Here is an 18399-nt window from a genome sequence, read left to right on the forward strand (position 1 = left end):
GGGCAAAAATGAATATAATAGAGTATGAAAATGCGAGGGATCTTATGAACATACAGAAATACATCGATGTGCTGTCACATCTTCAAATAGCATGGAAGCAAAATGAGCGAATTGCGGCATATACCAGCTTAAAGATCGGCGGACCGGCAGCCCTGGTCGTGAAACCAAGCAATGATGAACAGCTGCATTTGGCATTTCAGGAGGCAAAGCGCCTTCAGCTGCCGGTATGCATGATCGGAAACGGGTCTAATATACTGGCGGATGATTGCGGCTATGATGGGGTGCTGATCGTAACGCCGCCTTTTTTTCATAGCATTGAACGCAGGGAAGGCAACGTTATTTATGCCCAGGCGGGAGCCAGTCTGAGGGATGTTTGTTTATTTGCGCGGGATGAATCCTTAGGCGGCATGGAATTTGCATATGGAATTCCGGCAACGGTTGGCGGAGCCGTCTATATGAATGCGGGAGCTTACGGTGGTGAAATAAAGGACATTCTGTTATCCTGCCGCTTTCTGGATGAGCATGGAGAATGGCATGTAAAACATGTATCTGATCTGCAGTTCAGCTATCGTCAAAGTCTGTTTACCGACCGCGAGGTTTGTGTGGCGGATGCATTATTTCAGCTGTATCCGGATGACAAAAAGAAAATTGCTGCGAAAATGGAGGAACTGATGGAAAAACGGCGGCAGAAGCAGCCGTTAGAATATGCCAGTGCCGGAAGTACCTTTAAGCGGCCGCAGGGGAATTATGCTTCAGCATTAATAGAACAGTGCGGTTTAAAAGGATACCGTATTGGAGATGCGATGGTTTCAGATAAGCATGCCGGGTTTTTGATCAATATGAATCAGGCAACCAGTCATGACTTTAAGCAGCTGATTCATTATGTTCAGGAAGAAGTGTATCAACAGACTGGCTACCATTTGGAATGTGAAGTAAAAATGATTCCCTGATGTGAATCTACAGAAAAAGGCAGATTGTATGATCTGCTTTTTTTTGATATTTAATTAAATAAATATCTAATTAAATATTGACATCTGTATTTATAAATATATAATTATTTTAACGTACTTATGTACAGGAGGATTATATATGGATAAGCAAACGATTGTGGACATCGTAAAGGCAAGCGGTGTTAAGGAAGGCGAAATGGTATTCATTCATTATTGGGGAGAAAATGAAAACAAGGAGCTTGCAGATCAGTTTATGTGTGCAGTTACTGCCCTGCATGCGACCCCGGTTTTGTTACAGCAGTCACGGAAATTAAATCGAGAACTGTTTTTAAATGTTGATGAGCATTGTTTTGACGATCGTTATTTTGACATGCTTTCACATTTTGATGCCGTTATCGATATTTTTACCTATCGTCCGGTGGTACTGAATGCGGATATCGGTGACTCACAAATGAAGCTTTATCGCCGCTACATGTCTCAGCTTTTTCCGGCTTTCATGAAAAGCAAGCGAGTGACACAGATTCGGATACCTACTCTTGAAAATGCCCAGGAATCCGGCCTGGAGCCGAACGATTTTATGCAGCGAATGGAACTGGCGTATGCAATTTCTTACGATGATTTAAAAATTGCATGTCAAAATCAGATCGATCAGTTAGCAAAGCAGTCACATCTGACCTTATGCACCGGTGACCACGCTAAACTGCATTTTACGTTGACCGGACGCCAATGGATAACGGATGCCGGCGATGGTGATATGCCCTGCGGTGAGGTCTTTATTGCGCCGCTTGAGGATCAAACATACGGAACGGTCTATTATGACGACTTGTTTATAGAAGATCTCGGTCATTTTACACAGGTTACCATAGAAGTAGAAAAGGGATGTTTTATGGGTGCTGATCAGACAGAGGTAAATCAGTTTATAAATCGTTTGGATCCGGCTGACCGAGTTGTCTGTGAACTGGGCTTGGGAATGAATCCTAATATCACATCATTGTGCGGATATACCGTACTTGATGAGAAGATGGCGGATACCTTCCATATTGCGATCGGTATGAATGACATGTTTGGCGGTCAAAATCATGCCTCTGTGCACATTGATCTGGTGGGCCGCGGCAGCTTAATAAATGAAAATGGTGATTGCATATGGTAAAAGCAGAAGCATCGATCATAAACTATTTTATCAAACAGATAGAGGAGAAGAAAAAACAGAGTACATTATGTTATGAGGATGGCAGAGCAGATGAAGCCAACCTTGAAAAAATCGCAGGCAGTGTCTTGACCTTATTTCAAACTGTTTATGAAGCTTCGTTGAAGCAGGATGACCGCATGTCCCAGCAGACATTTATGTTAGATCAGCTTCAGCAAATACCCAATCATTGGCGCCAATCATACCAGATCGCAAAGCAGCACGATGATGCGGTAAAGATGTTATACGAATCCATAAAAATCGAAACCGCGAAACAGATACGGGAAACATTTATACGGTATTGGGGTGAACATGATGAATGAACGAGAAACCGTACAGCTGTTTAAATGTCTTGCGGATAAGACAAGACTGCAGATTTTACGATCACTTGCGAATGAAGACATGGATGTGGAGCGTTTGGCACAGCGGTTAAATGTAACTCCGCCGACGATTTCATTTCATTTGAAAAAGCTTGCGGATGCGGGAGCGGTGTCCTCTTATAAAGAACAGTACTATACTTTTTATTCTCTTCATCGGGAAATCTTTATGAAAAATATTTTAGATTTTATTCAGATACAATCGGATGAAGCAGATTTGCAGGCACAGCGAGATCATGATTATCGGGAAAAAATCATTGCTTCCTTTTTTGAATATGGCAAGCTGAAAAGTCTTCCGACCCAGCGAAAGAAAAAACGGATCGTTTTGGAGGAAATCGTAAAAAGCTTTAAAGTAAATCAAATTTATACAGAACGTGAAGTCAATATCATGCTTGCGGATTACCATGATGATTTTTGTACACTGCGCCGCGATATGGTTGAAGCAGGGCTGTTGAAGCGTGATCAGGAAGGGTATCAAAGACCGTGTAAATATGAAAAGGAGAACTGATGATGTTTGTATGTATTATGGGAGACAGCTGTACCGGGAAGTCCACGCTGGCAAAGACGCTCGCAAAACGGATCGATGCCGAGGTAATGACCGGTAAAGATTATTTGCGGCTTGCGAAGGATGAGCGAAGTGCTGAAGCAGTTTTTAAAAAGAAAGCGGAATCGGCATCTCAGAGTAATCAGCATCTTTTTTATGTGATTACGGAGAAAACGCAGCTATCGCTTGTACCTGATCAAGCGCTGCGAATTTTGGTAACGGCGAGTTTGGAAACGATAAAAGACCGATTTGCGAAGCGAATGGGAGGAAACCTTCCTAAACCGGTGGAGCAGATGCTGGAACGCAAATACGGCATGTTTGAAAGAGAACAGTATGACTGCAGAGTAAATACGGATCAGGATGATTTTGAAACAGCCATGTCAGATATTCTCGAACAATTGCAGCGAATAGAAAAAAATCAGACTTAGGTCTGATTTTTTTGGATTGAATTGTATCTTTAAAAGTTTCTGCTTGATGATTCATTTAGCATTTATTTTATGTTTTATGGTTCTGCATTATGTTCGTGCAGGTAAGCTTGCAGATCGGTGAAGGAAAGAGCCTTGCTGTAAAGCCAGCCCTGATAGATATGGCATCCCATATCTGCTAGCTGCTGCTGTTGACTTTGATCCTCTACATATTCTGCGACTACATCGAAGTGCAATGATTGTGAAAGCTGCATGATCGATTCAATGATCTTAGCAGAGCGCTTGCTGTCACGAAGCTGTTTAATCAAGGAGCCATCCAGCTTGACACAGTCAAACTGATTATTCAGTAAGTACATCATGGAACTATGTCCCATGCCGAAATCATCCATAATAATCCGTACGCCGAGTTTGCGAAGTCTCATGATCTGCGCGATATTTTTCTGCGTGATTTCCATAGCTGCTTGTTCGGTCAATTCCAAGCCGATCATCGAGCTGTTGATTCCGGTCTGGTCGATTTCTTGCTGTATTTTTGATATCAGCTTAGGGTTAACCAATTGTTCTGCCGTTAAATTCAAAGAAAGTATGAAATGCTGATAACCCTGATCCTGGAGAATTTTTAAATCGCAAAATACCTGATGGATCAATAGATCCCGCAGCAGCTCCAGATACCCGTTTTCTTTTAGCAGGGCGATGACCAGCGGCGGATACAAATAACCGATGGATTCCACAAAGCATCGAAGCAATGCTTCTGCACCTAATGCTTTTCCCTTCTGGTTAACCTGAGGCTGATAATGAATGTTGATTTCTCCTTTATGCAGTTGATGTACGATTTCACCTAACAGAAAACGCGCCATTTCACCGGCTTCTCCTTCCAGCTGCATAAGCTTCGGTGAAGTGCCGTCTTCTTCATGCAGAATTACCAATTCTTCTAATTTTTTAACCTGCATTTTCTTAGTTTGATTGATCCTTCGCATATTGAAGCGTACAAACGGCAGATAAATGAGCATACCGACGATTAGATTGACAAGCTGTAAAATGCTTCCGGAAATTGAGCCGGTCGCCGCATATCCGCTGATAAAAATCGGTGAAGTCCATTCCACTCCATGAATCGGAATGGGGACAATATGGAAAAACATTGCTCCATAGCTAATGACGGTTAAAACGATAGGGGTCAGAATAAACGGAACCAAATAAACAGGATTTAAGACGATTGGAATACCGAAAATCAGCAATTCATTCATATTAAAGACAGCCGGCAAGGTTGAAAAACCGACAAACCGTTTGAATACCTTGCGTTTATCCGCAATCATGATCGCGGCAATCAAACACAGTAAGGCACCGCATCCGCCGAATAATACAAAGGTATCGAGAAAGGTCTTGGACATGATCTGTCCTGATTGCAGGGCAAAATAATTTCTTGCCACATTATCAAGAACATTCCCCCCATGAATACCGAAGAACCACATGAGATGAAGCAGAAAGATAAAGATCACACCGCTGAACAACGTAGTTCCCAAGGCAGTGAAGATAGTAAGCATAGCATCACTGATCAGTGACTGCAAATCATTGATGCCAAACGCGCTCATCAGCAGATGCAGAAAACTGAACAATAAGAGTATGACCGCTATGGGGATAATGGCATACATGGCATGGAAGAAGGTACTTTCATTCGCTGATTGATGCTTGAAAACTTTTTGCATCCACAAATTTAAAGTATGATACAGCATGGATGATACACATACAACCAATAATGCGTTAAACAACATCGTACTTTGGAACAATGTAAAGTCAAAGCTTTTGGCAGCGTTCCAACAAAAAATCAGGTAGGCACTTAGATTGACAAACACAAGCATGCCGCCTGTATTGAGTTTTAAATATTTCTCAAAACTGATACTGATGGTAATGAGCAGAATCAGCGTGATAACATCTAAGGTACAGCCATGTATGATCGTCAACAGCTCGAGATAAGGCTTCCAGCCGGCAGAATGTAACAGAGTCTGGTATCCGGGAATCGGCAGACTTAAAAGCAGCAGTGCCGTCGATCCGCATAAGATAGCCGGAATGGCCAAGGCAACACCGTTTTGGATTGCCCGAATGATTACATTTTGTTCGATCTTTTGAAATGTTTTGCGCAGAAAAACGGTCATTGTCTCATTCACCCCTCATGTATTTATTATATACGATTCACGGTCCTTGAAAAAGGATAAATTAACTGATTTTTCATAAGGTGATGTCGTATCGTTTCAGTCATGAAAGTGTTATAATAACATTGTTGAATAAAAGGAGGAGTTCTTATGACATGGCAGGAGATGCTTACTCACAATGCTACGAAAGCAGAAGATGTAAAAGAGCTTCTTCATCTGAGTGATGAAGAGGTAGAAAAATTAGACAGGATACTGGAACATTTTCCAATGTCAGTCTCTCAGTATTATTTATCCTTAATTGATCCAAGTGATCCGGATGATCCAATCCGTAAATTATGTATTCCTTCGTTATCGGAAACCGACCTGAGCGGTGTGTTTGACACCAGCGGTGAAGCCAGCAATACCAAAATGCCGGGACTTCAGCACAAATATCAGCAGACGGCGCTGATTTTATCAACCAATCAGTGTGCAAGTTACTGCCGCCATTGTTTCCGTAAGCGCTTAGTAGGCTTGAGCGATCAGGAAATTATGAAAACATTTGATGTTATGGCGGATTATGTAAGAGATCATGAAGAAATTACCAATGTTTTGATTTCCGGCGGTGATTCTTTTATGAACAGCAATGAGACGATTGAACGCTATCTGAAAGCTTTTTCCGCAATCGATCATCTCGATTTAATTCGTTTCGGTACGCGTACTCCGGTATTTCTGCCGCAGCGTATTAGCGAAGATCCAGAGCTGCTGAGCTTGCTGGAAAAATATAATAAAATCAAACAAATTTACGTAGTAACGCATTTCAACCATGTGCGTGAATTGACACCGGAAGCAATTAAGGCCGTACAGATGCTGATACATATCGGTATTCCGGTCAAAAATCAGACGGTTTTGTTAAAGGGCATCAATGATGATCAAAACGTATTGGCCGCTCTGTTAAAGGGACTTACCAAAGTCGGTATCATTCCTTATTACATCTTCCAGTGCCGTCCGGTAACCGGGGTTAAGGTACAGTTCCAGGTTCCGATTGCCGAGGCTTATGAGATTATCGAAGGTGCTAAGAATCTGCAAAATGGACAGGGCAAATGCTTCAAATACTGCATGTCTCACGAAACCGGCAAGATTGAAATTCTCGGCAAGCTTCCTGACGGCAATATGCTGATGAAATACAATCAGGCAAAATACAAAGAGGATGAAAGCAGAATCTTCACGGTTGCATTACGAGAAGGTCAGGCATGGCTTGAGGATGAGGATGTAAAGCGATAAGCGGACTGATATCCAGTCTGCTTTTTTTATGCCTTTGTTTATAAAAGCTTTTCTATACAGGTAATTTCTGTAAAATAACATCGCATGCATAAACCAAGATCACAGACAGTTATTGATAAGTGTGTATAGTGTATACCGTATGATCATAGAGAAATAGATGCTTTCAGCAAGCCTGATTGATTCTGTCTATGATATTAAGCCGCTTCTCGCATATCGTTTTTTCAGTTGTTGTTTTTTTGTATAGGCAACTGCATACAGGGTTATTATCACAAAGCATTAGGGGATGTGTATGATAATAGTAGGGATGATGGACAGACCAAAATCCCAGATTATAGGGGGATGATTATGCTTTTTTCGAAAATGATAGAAGTGAATGATGAGATAAATGCAGAAATGACGCTGCCCCGAAAGGGACCGGTCATAGCATTGGTCGGAAATCCAAATGTGGGTAAGAGTACGGTGTTCAACGCGCTTACCGGTATGAAGCAGCATACCGGTAACTGGCCGGGTAAAACGGTCGAGCTGGCAACGGGTACGTATGAGTACAACCATTTGCGGCATGAAATGGTAGATTTGCCTGGCACCTATTCGCTGCTGGCACATTCCAGTGAAGAAGAAGTAACAAGGAATTTTATCTGCTTTGAGGAATGCGATGTGTGCACGGTTATCTGTGACAGTACTTGTTTAGAACGAAATCTCAATTTGGTCTTACAGACACTGGAGATTACCAATAAGGTCGTTGTGGTTTTGAATCTGCACGATGAAGCGCAGAAAAAGGGCATCCAGATTGATCAGGAGCAGTTACAGAAGCAGTTAGGCTGTGATGTAGTGACAATGAGTGCCCGCAACAATGTTGGATTCGATGATCTGAAAGCGGCAATTCAGCGGACTGCAAAAAAGAAATTTCAGGAGGAGCTTGTACCGGTACGCTATGATATGCGCATTGAGTACATGGCGCAGGAAATTATTGACGCAATGGGAGATATGCCGTTCAATCGCAGATTTTATGCATTGAAGCTCCTGGATCATCAGGTGGATGCTGAAGCGTTCTATCAGCAAATGGGAAAAAAGGCGGAGAATGTAAGAGCAGTCGTTACGCAATGTCATGAGAAATTGGCACATATGGGAATTGATCAGCGTTATGAGGAAATGATCGTTCATGCGATCAATTCAAAAGCTAAAAGGATCAGTGAAGATTGTATTATATTCAACAATGCCGACTACTATCAAAGAAATATGAAAATAGATCGGATCGTAACCAGCCGCCGCAGCGGGGTGCTGATTATGCTGGCATTATTGGCTGTAATATTCTGGATCACGATCGAAGGAGCCAATGTACCGTCACAGATGCTGAGTGATATGTTCGGAAATCTTGAAGCTTGGCTGAATCAGCTGGCTTCGTCGATCTCCATGCCGGTATTTTGGCAGGGACTGCTGATTGACGGTGTGTATAAAACCCTAGCTTGGGTCGTCTCGGTCATGCTTCCGCCGATGGCCATCTTCTTCCCGATGTTTACGATCCTGGAAGACCTAGGCTATCTGCCGCGAATCGCTTTTAATCTGGATGGTTATTTCCAAAAAGCATGTGCCTGCGGGAAACAAGCGCTTACGATGTGTATGGGGTTTGGATGTAATGCGGTTGGGGTCAGCGGGTGTAGGATCATTGATAGTCCCCGTGAACGGCTGATTGCTTTATTAACGAATAACTTTGTACCATGCAACGGCCGCTTTCCTACTTTGATCGCAATCATAACGATGTTTTTTTCCGGGATGCTGGCTGCACCGTGGAATGGGCTTATGTCTACACTTTTATTGACCGGAGTAATCTTATTCGGCATTTTGCTAACCTTTTGGACATCATCCTTTTTGTCAAAAACGATTCTGAAAGGCGTGCCGTCCTCTTTTACCCTGGAATTGCCGCCTTATCGCAAACCGCAATTCGGCAAAGTAATTGTTCGTTCTATTTTTGATCGTACGCTCTTTGTATTAGGCCGCGCAGTCAGCGTTGCGATTCCGGCCGGCGCGATTATCTGGCTGCTGGCAAATATTCAGGTTGACGGCATAACTTTATTGGCACATATTTCTGCCTTTCTTGATCCGCTGGGTCATTTGATGGGTCTCGACGGAGTGATTCTGTTAGCCTTTATATTAGGCTTCCCAGCCAATGAAATCGTTGTTCCGATCATTATCATGTCCTATATGGCAAGCGGCTATATGATGGATATGCAGAATCTTTCAGCACTGAAAGAACTGCTGCTGAACAACGGCTGGACTTGGATAACCGCCGTATGTACGATGCTGTTTTCACTTGTCCATTTTCCATGTGCGACAACACTGCTGACCATTCGTAAAGAAACCAAGTCCTGGAAATGGACAGCGCTTTCCTTTCTGCTTCCGACGGTAATGGGAATCGTCTTATGTATCATCGTATCATCTGCATGTCATCTGCTGGTAGCACTCTTCTAAAAGATACTGTCTGACAGTATCTTTTTTACATACTAACACACTTTAAAAAGAAGTGAATAAATTCATTGCATTTCAATTATAAAAAGAGTAACATAGGCAATAATTAAGAAGGAAGGAACTTTCAAATATTATGCTGGAACTAAAACATATAAAAAAGACTTATCATGTCGGAGATACCGAAACCAAAGCGCTGGACGATATTTCGCTGTCTTTTCGCCAGAAAGAATTCGTAGCGATATTAGGAGTCAGCGGGTCGGGTAAGACCACCTGCCTGAATGTTATCGGTGGATTGGATCGTTATGACAGCGGTGATCTTGTTATCAACGGAAAACATACGGTTGATTTTAAAGATCGGGATTGGGATGCATATCGAAATAACAGCATCGGCTTTATTTTTCAAAGCTATAATCTGATTACCCATCTTGGTATTGTTGAAAATGTTGAGCTGGGCATGACGCTAAGCGGTGTATCACGGGATGAAAAGCATCGCCGTGCGGTAGAAGCGCTGACAAAAGTAGGACTGGAAGATCATATTCATAAAAAACCGAATCAGTTATCAGGCGGTCAGATGCAGCGGGTTGCGATTGCTCGGGCTCTGGCAAATGATCCGGATATTATTTTAGCCGATGAACCGACCGGTGCTCTGGATACGACCACCAGTGTTCAGATCATGGATCTGATCAAGGAGGTTGCCAAGGATAAATTGGTGATCATGGTCACTCATAATCCTGAATTGGCCGAAAATTATGCAGACCGTATCGTTCGCTTTGCGGATGGCAGGGTTGTATCGGATACCAATCCCTATGAGGAAGAAAAGCAGGACGATCATTTTAAATTGAAAAAGACCAGTATGAATTTCTTCACAGCACTGCGTCTTTCTTTCAATAACATCCGTACGAAAAAAGGAAGAACGGCGCTGACTGCCTTTGCTTCCAGTATCGGTATTATCGGAATTGCTTTGATTTTATCTTTATCCAATGGCTTTCAGATACAGATTGATAAATTTCAGCGTGAGAGCCTCACCAATTTCCCGATTATCATATCTAAGCAGAGCGCGTCGGTAAATCCTGAACAGATGGTTGCTCAAAGTAAAAAATATAAGGATTATCCTAAAGCCAAAACGGCTATTCCTTATGATCCGCAAAATGATTCGATGATGCATACAAATATTTTCACGGAAGACTATATGGAGTATATCAAAAAAGTCGATCCGCAGACTGTCGGCAGTATTGGGTATACTAGGGTGGTCGGAATGAACCTTCTGTCTAAACAGGATAAAGGGATTACTCGAGTAGACAGCAAAGCACTGAATTTCAGCTCGTATCCGACTTCATTAAAAGCTAAAGGACAAACGAACAAAAGTTATCTTAAACAAAATTTTGATTTGCTTCAGGGAAGTTATCCGAAGGACAAACAGGATTTAATTCTAGTCGTGGATAAAAAGAATCGTATCAGTACGCAACTGCTGGAAGCGCTGGGGCTTGATAAAGATGCCAAATCAATTGATTTTCATGAATTGGTTGGCAAGGAACTGAAAGTTGTACCTAATGATTTATTTTATCAATCCACACCAATGGGTACTTTTACGTTTAATCAGAACTATCAGCAGATGTATGATAATGAGAAATCATTAAGTGTACGGATCGTCGGGGTATTTCGTCAGAAAAAAGATGTTGTCATGTCGGAGCTAAATGCCGGTATCGCTTATCGTGATGATCTCGTCCAATATGTCATTGATGCAGATAAAGATTCTGCCATTTTAAAGGCGCAGCAAACATCTGATCGCAATGTATTAACCATGGAACCGCTGGATGCGGATACCAAAACTCAGATGATTTCTTACCTGGGCGGAGATGAAACTCCATATGTGATTACCATTTATCCGCGCAGCTTTAATGCAAAGGATGATGTATTGAAATATCTGGATGCTTTCAATAAAGGCAAGTCAAAGGAAGATCAGGTTATCTATACTGACATGGCAGATACGATTACTTCTTTAAGCGGTGGAATTATCGATGGTATAACGATGGTATTGGTTGCTTTTGCGGCGACCTCACTGATTGTATCTCTGATTATGATTGCAATTATTACGTACACGTCAGTATTGGAGCGAACCAAGGAAATTGGTGTGCTGCGTGCCCTCGGCGCTCGTAAAAAGGATATTACACGTGTGTTTGATGCGGAAACCTGTCTATTAGGTATTTTTTCCGGATGCTTGGGGATTGCCATTGCCTATTTCTTGACATTCCCGATCAATTCGATTATCTATGCGGCTACGGAACTTAAAAATGTCGCCCAGCTGCAGCCGATACATGCCGTTTTGCTAATAGTTATCAGTACAGTATTAACTATGCTTGGCGGTCATATACCAGCCCGTATGGCATCGAAAAAGGATGCTGTGGAAGCACTGAGAAGCGAATAAAAAATGCTGAGTGATCAGCTTTTTTTATATATGTAGATTTTCATAATTTGTGAATGATAATGGAAGAATATTGTGATACTTGATAAGTAAAAGGACTGCCTCATGAAAGTGACAGTCCTTGCAATGAGATGCGTTTTATCATAATCTGTTTTAGTTATTTACCTTCAAGAAAATAAGTAGCTTCCATATCGGCTGTACTCAATGCAAAGGCAATGGGATAATTCTCAAATGTGTAGCCGATGCTGCGTTGATCTTCCGGCCCAGAAAAACCCATGTGATAACGAATTGCGAATGCTTCCTCCCTAGTAAGCTTCATAAATCCGGTTATGATATAGACTGATTTTTCGCCATGACCATAGGGAAGCTGATCGTCAAACTCATAATACGGAACCTGCTTCCATTCTCCGTTTATCTTCTGATTACGAGTGCTTTCTTTATACACATTGGTTTTACAAATATCATGGAGCAGAGCTACTATAGCTACTGTTTCATCGTTATAATTCATGTTGTAAGTTGATTTCGTGCGTTCTCTGGACAGATAATCAACCAGGCAGTCATACACATTCAAGCTGTGTTCAAGCAGTCCTCCAGAATAGGAGCCATGAAAGCGAGTGCTTGCCGGAGCGGTAAAGAAATCACATTGATCACTGCACATATATGCAAGCAGCCTGTCTGCGCCCTCTCGCTTGATGTGTTCCTGAAATAAGGCAATAAAACGTTCTTTGTTATTTTCCATAAGCTTACCTCTCTGTGATTCCATTATACACGAAAAAGATTACCTGCGTCCACGTACGGAAATAGAATCAGACAAAATTAATTATTATAAATTGAGGGAACGGATGAAAATACAGGGAATGAAAAACGGATAAACGAAATGTAAAATAATTTATCAAAACCTATCTGAAGTTTATGGAAATAATTAATTATAGAATCATTTGAATGGTCTATTATTTCCTTCCATACTTAGAAACGATTTAGATTATGTTTTTATTCTTATAGATTATGATATAATTTTACCATTGAGGTGATTTTATGTATCATATTTCTGATATTAAAAAATTCGAACGGTGTGAAAAATATTTTTGGCTTTATACTCACCAGCCAGTAAAGTATTCACCTTTCGTGTATCATAATGAGAATATGACAGAGCTTTGTAAAAAGCTGCTTTCGATTAATGAACCGTATTTTGAAGGACAAGCCAATGATGAAGGAGAAAAAGCATTACAAGCAATTTCAGAGTATTCCTGCCTTGTAAATGCCCGTTTTGTATATCAGGATTTGCGTATTAAGATACCGTTTTTGATAAAACAGGATGACCACAGCTTCGACGTTTATTTTACTTATACCAGTTGTTATCCAAAAGAAGGGGAAGCGCAGTCAATCGCCGACCATATGTATGTGTTAAAACAGCTGCAAATACCGGTTCATCATATTTATGCGATTCATTTGAATGCGCAATATGTTCGTCAGGGGGACTTGGACGTTCATGAACTGCTGATAATCGATACCTATTTATTCAATCATAAAAATAAAGCGCATCAGAAAATTGAAGAATTAGTTGATACTTGTTCACGAAATCTGGATGAGGTGCTTGTGAGAATGCGTGAAGTTCAACAGGTTGAACATGTTGAAAGCAAGCGGACAACAATGTGCACAAGAGGATTAAAATGTCCTTATTTTGAAAAGTGCTTTGAAACTCCAAGTCCCACCTCTGTATTGAATCTGGTACAGTCCGCTGGAAAGCTGGAAATGCAGGAAGCAGGTATTCAGGATATGCGTGATGTCGATCTAGCCAAGTTAGAAGGTACACGTCATCAGTATGCGCAGATCATGGCCGCGAAATGTTTCGACGGTATTTACTTTGATACCTTTGCTATGTATTCGTGGGTGCATGACAATATTCAATATCCAATTTCCTATTTGGATTTTGAATGGGAAACATATGTTTATCCGCCTTACGACGGCATGAAGCCTTATGATGTGCTGACCTTTCAATATTCATTGCACATAGAAAAGGAACATGGTGCTGAGCTGGAGCATAAACAGTTTTTAGGTAAGCAGGACTGCCGTGAAGCATTCATACAGCATTTGCTTGCAAACATTCCGGAAACCGGCACAATTATGGTATTCAATATGGAAGGTGCAGAGAAGCTGCGCCTCATGCAGCTTAGCGAGCAGTTCCCACAGTATCGTGAACAGTTAGTAGCGGTATGCGATCGCATGATCGATCTATCTTTGCCATTCAGTACCGGCAATGTCTATCTAAAAGAGATGGCGGGGATGTACTCACTGAAAAAATTGGTTACGATTTTCAGTGATTATCGTTATAGCGATCTGGATATTTCATATGGTATGGATGCCGTAAAAAACTGGCGTATGCTGGCACATAGCGATGATGAGCAAAGTAAGGAAATAGAGCAGCATCTGTTTGAATATTGTGCGATGGATACATATGCAATGGTGCTTGTCTATCACGGTATCTTAGATCTATTAAATGAAAAAAGTAAGAATTTATATTCATCATCTTAGTTATATTTTGCAATTTTTTACTGTAAAATCGTATGGTGAAAATACACATAAAAAGGAATATTTGAAAATTTTTCCTATATATAAAAAATAGAAAAATCCCGTTATGAAAGATGATTGCACCTGCCTCATGGGTTGTTTATAATGATGGCAGGGAAAGGAAGAAACTGATAAAACAAAATGGTGGGGGCCGAAACAGTTGATACGGTATACTTCTGAGGGAGATTTAAAGAAGCGAAAGAACTGTGATTTTTCTGTTTCAAACGCCATGTCCACCATGGTGCTTTTTTTATCAGCGGGTGAAATTATGCGTATTGAGAATGATGAAAGATTGCGTAAAATGTATGCCGATATTTATCAGGAAATTATCAATATTACCGGGTATCATCACAAAGATGATTTAGAGCTTTTAGATCGATGGCTGGAAGATAATAATATTGTGGACGTATATTTACAGATATTACAAATTTACACGTCAGATATTAGACTGACGCCTCAGGAACGTGATTTGCTATTGCAGTATCGTACAATGAATGAGCGCAGCAGGGCAAAATTAAGAAAGTCATTAACATTGCTAACAAGCACAAAGTAATAAACTATTTTACAGAAAATTTCTTATTTGTTACAATAGACCTGTAAAGGGGTTTGACGGATGGAGACGATTATAAACTCATCTTATTTAATAACAATCGGAACGCTGATCGGTTATGAAAGAAAGATGAAATGCAAGGAATTGGCTGGTACCAAGGAAAAGGAAGCATATAAACAAATACCTTTTTGTGAAGGGATTTGTTGCGTGCAGACATATCGTAATATTGAAAAAGCTACTCTTGAAGTGAAAACTCCAATCTATGAGAAATTACTTCATAAGCTTGGCTATGAAATGATTTATGATGATGATCTTTATAAGGAGATAAATTATAGATTGCAGAATTTGAATGATGCAATAGAGAAATATGATTTGGAATCAGTATTTATTATTGTTGATAAATTGAATAATTTATTGAAAAATTCGGAAAAAGATATTTATCAGAAATATTTAATTCAAGTAATTGATGTCATATATCAATATTATAAAATCAATGAGTTCCCGGATTTAATAAATGTTGAAATGATGAAATCTGTATATGCAGGCTTTCCTTCATATATAAAAAGCGTCATGATTGATATATTATATAAATATGCCGTATTGAATATTATTGATGATAATGAATATGTTAAATATGTAAAAGAAATCAATTTAAAAACAAGTAAATATGTGCCTAATCAAATAAATTATTTACAATTTTTATGTAATATTCAAGATTTTGATAAATTCTATCTTATTTTTGAAGAAGTATTGAAAGACTTAAAAAAGAAGCGATTGTTTTTAAGAATGCTTGATATTTATGATTTAAAAATCATAGCTGATCTTAATACTGATCCAACAAGAATAGTAAAAGACATAGATGAATGTAATATAAATGTAGATCGTGTTATGAATAAATTAAGTTTTCATGAGGATGAAGAAGTCACTTCTAAAACCATAAAAACAAAGCTATCGCAGCATTATTATAATATTGGTTATTCATTGATGATTGCAAGGCAGTATAATGAAGCAAAAGATGCATTTGAAAAATCTTTGAATTATGATGATATCTTTGAATTAGCATGTAAAGTGTTTTTATTTAATTGCTATGATAGATTAGGATTTGATTGTGTTGAGTATAGGAATTATATTAATCTGAGCAGAACTTATGATACAAGTAATAAACATTATGTTTTATTCTTATATTATGTTTTCAAACTTGAGAATAATAATTTGAGGGAAAGGTTAAAGTACATTAAAAAATATGTGTTGAATTATATTCTTCCAGAAGATACATTGCTCATAAGAATTTTATTTTTCGAAATTAATAATTTGGCGAAGGCAACTTCTAATTATCAAGTTCTCCAAGAATTTATTGAAAAAATGGGTTTAATTAACTAATAAATTACCCATTTTTTTATTTTTGTTTAAATTCTGCTAAAAGCAGGATTATGGGTATTTCGGTGCATAGATAAAATATTTCATGGCCTTTATGATGTTTCTGTAAAGAGAAAAGGAGGGTCATTAGACCATGAAAAAATTAATTGTTGGATTTTCAGTTGTGGCTGTTTTGGCAGGATGTTTTATAGTGAATAATTCAGAAAATAATGAAATATCTACTAAAACAAGTGATAGAAGTGGTGGATTAATTGCTGATAGAAGTGGTGGATTAATTGCTTAATTATCGTTGATTGCGTAGAAGGTATCTCAAATCTCACATACGCGGGTGGAACCCATGTTCACATCTACATATAGCTGGGGAGCTAAACTTACAATCGAACATGGTGAAAAGCAGGACTTAGGGAGAGTCCTCTTTTTTTATATTTGGACTTTTTCGCCGATTTTTGCAGACAAGGGACAAAATCATGAAAGACTGCATGTCCGACTGCTATACGCAGACAAAGTGATTATGTTAAAATAAACAAAATGGGAAAGAGGGAGTTTGAATGATAGAGAATACGGATTATTTCCTCGCAGTAGGTGCTTTAATTGAGTGTGAACGTATTCGTCAGAAGAAACTGGCATCGGATCACAAGCCCTTCAATCAAGAATCTTTCTGCGAGCATATTTGTGATACCAAAACATATCGGCGCATGAGTGTTGAGAAAAGGGAAATCAATCATCGCTTCTATGGTCAGTTGCTACAGCGGTTGGGACTTCAAATGGCCTACGACGATGAACTTTATAAAAAGCTGCATGTACGTTTGGCCAATTTAAACGATGCCATAACCAAATATAATTTACATGACATCGAGGAAATCTACGGGAAAATAGAAAATCTTATCGGGGACTGTCACCCGGATATTTACTTTCAATATATCCGCTGGATCACAACCCTGCTTACCAATTATTATTTACATAATCAGTTTCCAAGTCTGGAGGAAATGCAGGTGCTCTTACAAATATGTATGGGATTTCCTAGGGATGTACGCGATATGATGATGGATTTGATTTTTAAATACTATCGGCTTCATACCACATCCAATCAGGATTATTTTTCATATATTAAAAAATTTCCGTATGAATCCAGCACCTTTCTTCCAAATCGAATAAATTATATACAGTCTATTCATGACCGAGATGACTTTGATCAATTTACCGCGCTGTCGAATGAATTGATACCTATACTGGAAAGTACCCGTAATTATTTTCGTCTGATTGATGTTTATGACTTACAGATTACGGCAATGTATTATACCGACCGTATTCATGTTGAGGATGTCATAACAAAAGCGGATAATAATGTGACTTCCTTATTTGAAAAATATAAATACAAAGCAGATATGCCAATCAAAAAGATTGAATGGCCATTAAAGCGTAAAATATCACAATATACATATCATAAGGGATGCATTTTATTTTTACTGAAAAATTATGAGCAGGCTATCCATATCCTGAGTGAATATCTGTTGAATAATCAAATGATGGAGGTTCACAGCAAGGTGATGCTAATAAGCTGTTATCATCATCTTCATCAAAAAATTCCTTCCGCTTATCTGGAATTGCATCACCATACAGATGATCAGAAATTTTTGAATATGCACACGTATTTTCAAATGAAGTATCTTCATGATGAACAATTGATTACGCTAAACAACTACTTGGAATATGAGGTCTTACCGCTGGTAATGCCGGAAGATGATGTACTGATCCGGGTTCTCACGTATGAGTTAAGTTTAAATGCGAAGAATAACCGCGGCTATGTATTATTTCATCATTTCTTTGAAAAACTAGGCATGACGCAATGAAAATTCCCTAATTTATGAGAATGTTAGGATTTTTTACCGGTTCTGTATTTTAGGTATTTTACCGTCTGGAGACCGTCTTTTCCTTTCTTTATGATAGAGATGGAAAGGAGGAGACATATTATGAAAAAGTTGTTGATAAGTGTCTTTGCGGTACTGCTTGCCGGTGGTCTGTTGAGTGGGGAAGCTTTACAGCCAAAGCAGGAACAGAAGGTTATGGTGGATCGTTCGATTTCTGTAATTTTCTAAATACATTCGCCTCAGGTGAAGAAAAGAGGGTGATATG

At 39.5% G+C, this 18399-nt stretch carries 16 protein-coding genes; 14 read left to right on the top strand and 2 right to left on the bottom strand.

Annotated features, from left to right (window positions below; genetic code table 11):
- Positions 1 to 44: 44 nt before the first annotated feature.
- From murB to GSF08_RS06015, 5 genes are all read left to right on the top strand, one after another.
- Positions 45 to 950 carry a UDP-N-acetylmuramate dehydrogenase gene (murB, locus tag GSF08_RS05995; protein ID WP_160624929.1) on the top strand — a complete coding sequence of 302 codons (906 nt, stop codon included), beginning with the start codon at positions 45 to 47 and terminating at the stop codon, positions 948 to 950.
- A gap of 139 nt (positions 951 to 1089) precedes the next feature.
- Positions 1090 to 2100 carry an aminopeptidase gene (locus GSF08_RS06000; RefSeq protein WP_160624930.1) on the top strand — a complete coding sequence of 337 codons (1011 nt, stop codon included), beginning with the start codon at positions 1090 to 1092 and terminating at the stop codon, positions 2098 to 2100.
- The gene (locus GSF08_RS06005) at positions 2094 to 2459 is read left to right on the top strand and encodes a hypothetical protein (protein WP_160624931.1); all 366 of its coding nucleotides are present in this window, start codon (positions 2094 to 2096) and stop codon (positions 2457 to 2459) included. Before GSF08_RS06000 ends, GSF08_RS06005 begins: the two co-directional genes overlap by 7 nt.
- Positions 2449 to 3021, top strand: a complete 573-nt coding sequence (locus GSF08_RS06010; protein ID WP_249805933.1) for a DUF2087 domain-containing protein — start codon at positions 2449 to 2451, stop codon at positions 3019 to 3021. Before GSF08_RS06005 ends, GSF08_RS06010 begins: the two co-directional genes overlap by 11 nt.
- Positions 3021 to 3485 carry a DEAD/DEAH box helicase family protein gene (locus GSF08_RS06015; RefSeq protein WP_160624932.1) on the top strand — a complete coding sequence of 155 codons (465 nt, stop codon included), beginning with the start codon at positions 3021 to 3023 and terminating at the stop codon, positions 3483 to 3485. Before GSF08_RS06010 ends, GSF08_RS06015 begins: the two co-directional genes overlap by 1 nt.
- Positions 3486 to 3559: 74 nt before the next feature.
- Here GSF08_RS06015 and GSF08_RS06020 read toward each other — a convergent pair whose 3' ends face one another.
- The gene (locus GSF08_RS06020) at positions 3560 to 5641 is read right to left on the bottom strand and encodes an EAL domain-containing protein (protein ID WP_160624933.1); all 2082 of its coding nucleotides are present in this window, start codon (positions 5639 to 5641) and stop codon (positions 3560 to 3562) included.
- A 135-nt stretch (positions 5642 to 5776) separates the two neighbouring features.
- Here GSF08_RS06020 and GSF08_RS06025 point away from each other — a divergent pair, with 135 nt between their 5' ends.
- From GSF08_RS06025 to GSF08_RS06035, 3 genes are all read left to right on the top strand, one after another.
- Positions 5777 to 6886: a KamA family radical SAM protein gene (locus GSF08_RS06025; protein ID WP_160624934.1), complete on the top strand. Its 1110-nt coding sequence runs from the start codon at positions 5777 to 5779 to the stop codon at positions 6884 to 6886.
- Positions 6887 to 7231: 345 nt separating this feature from the next.
- The gene (gene feoB / locus GSF08_RS06030; protein ID WP_160624935.1) at positions 7232 to 9352 is read left to right on the top strand and encodes a ferrous iron transport protein B; all 2121 of its coding nucleotides are present in this window, start codon (positions 7232 to 7234) and stop codon (positions 9350 to 9352) included.
- Positions 9353 to 9482: 130 nt separating this feature from the next.
- Entirely contained in the window at positions 9483 to 11774 is a 2292-nt protein-coding gene (locus tag GSF08_RS06035; RefSeq protein WP_160624936.1) for an ABC transporter ATP-binding protein/permease, read from the top strand.
- Positions 11775 to 11928: 154 nt separating this feature from the next.
- On the opposite strand, the gene GSF08_RS06040 is transcribed toward GSF08_RS06035, so the two are convergent.
- The gene (locus GSF08_RS06040; RefSeq protein WP_160624937.1) at positions 11929 to 12510 is read right to left on the bottom strand and encodes an HD domain-containing protein; all 582 of its coding nucleotides are present in this window, start codon (positions 12508 to 12510) and stop codon (positions 11929 to 11931) included.
- 404 nt (positions 12511 to 12914) lie between these two features.
- Here GSF08_RS06040 and GSF08_RS06045 point away from each other — a divergent pair, with 404 nt between their 5' ends.
- From GSF08_RS06045 to GSF08_RS11655, 6 genes are all read left to right on the top strand, one after another.
- Positions 12915 to 14303, top strand: coding sequence for a DUF2779 domain-containing protein (locus GSF08_RS06045; protein WP_249805934.1), 1389 nt, complete (start codon positions 12915 to 12917; stop codon positions 14301 to 14303).
- Between the two features lie 304 nt (positions 14304 to 14607).
- Positions 14608 to 14892 carry a hypothetical protein gene (locus tag GSF08_RS06050; RefSeq protein ID WP_160624939.1) on the top strand — a complete coding sequence of 95 codons (285 nt, stop codon included), beginning with the start codon at positions 14608 to 14610 and terminating at the stop codon, positions 14890 to 14892.
- A 60-nt stretch (positions 14893 to 14952) separates the two neighbouring features.
- Positions 14953 to 16269, top strand: a complete 1317-nt coding sequence (locus GSF08_RS06055; protein WP_160624940.1) for a hypothetical protein — start codon at positions 14953 to 14955, stop codon at positions 16267 to 16269.
- A gap of 130 nt (positions 16270 to 16399) precedes the next feature.
- The gene (locus GSF08_RS06060) at positions 16400 to 16549 is read left to right on the top strand and encodes a lipoprotein (RefSeq protein WP_160624941.1); all 150 of its coding nucleotides are present in this window, start codon (positions 16400 to 16402) and stop codon (positions 16547 to 16549) included.
- A gap of 265 nt (positions 16550 to 16814) precedes the next feature.
- A complete protein-coding gene (locus GSF08_RS06065; RefSeq protein ID WP_160624942.1) occupies positions 16815 to 18116 on the top strand; it encodes a hypothetical protein in 1302 nt (433 codons plus the stop codon).
- 120 nt (positions 18117 to 18236) lie between these two features.
- Complete coding sequence (locus GSF08_RS11655) at positions 18237 to 18362, top strand: hypothetical protein (RefSeq protein ID WP_283809454.1); 126 nt, start codon at positions 18237 to 18239, stop codon at positions 18360 to 18362.
- The last annotated feature ends 37 nt before the right edge of the window (positions 18363 to 18399 follow it).

Origin of the sequence: Copranaerobaculum intestinale (genome assembly GCF_009831105.1) — a bacterium.
GTDB lineage: Bacteria > Bacillota_I > Bacilli_A > Erysipelotrichales > Erysipelotrichaceae > Copranaerobaculum > Copranaerobaculum intestinale.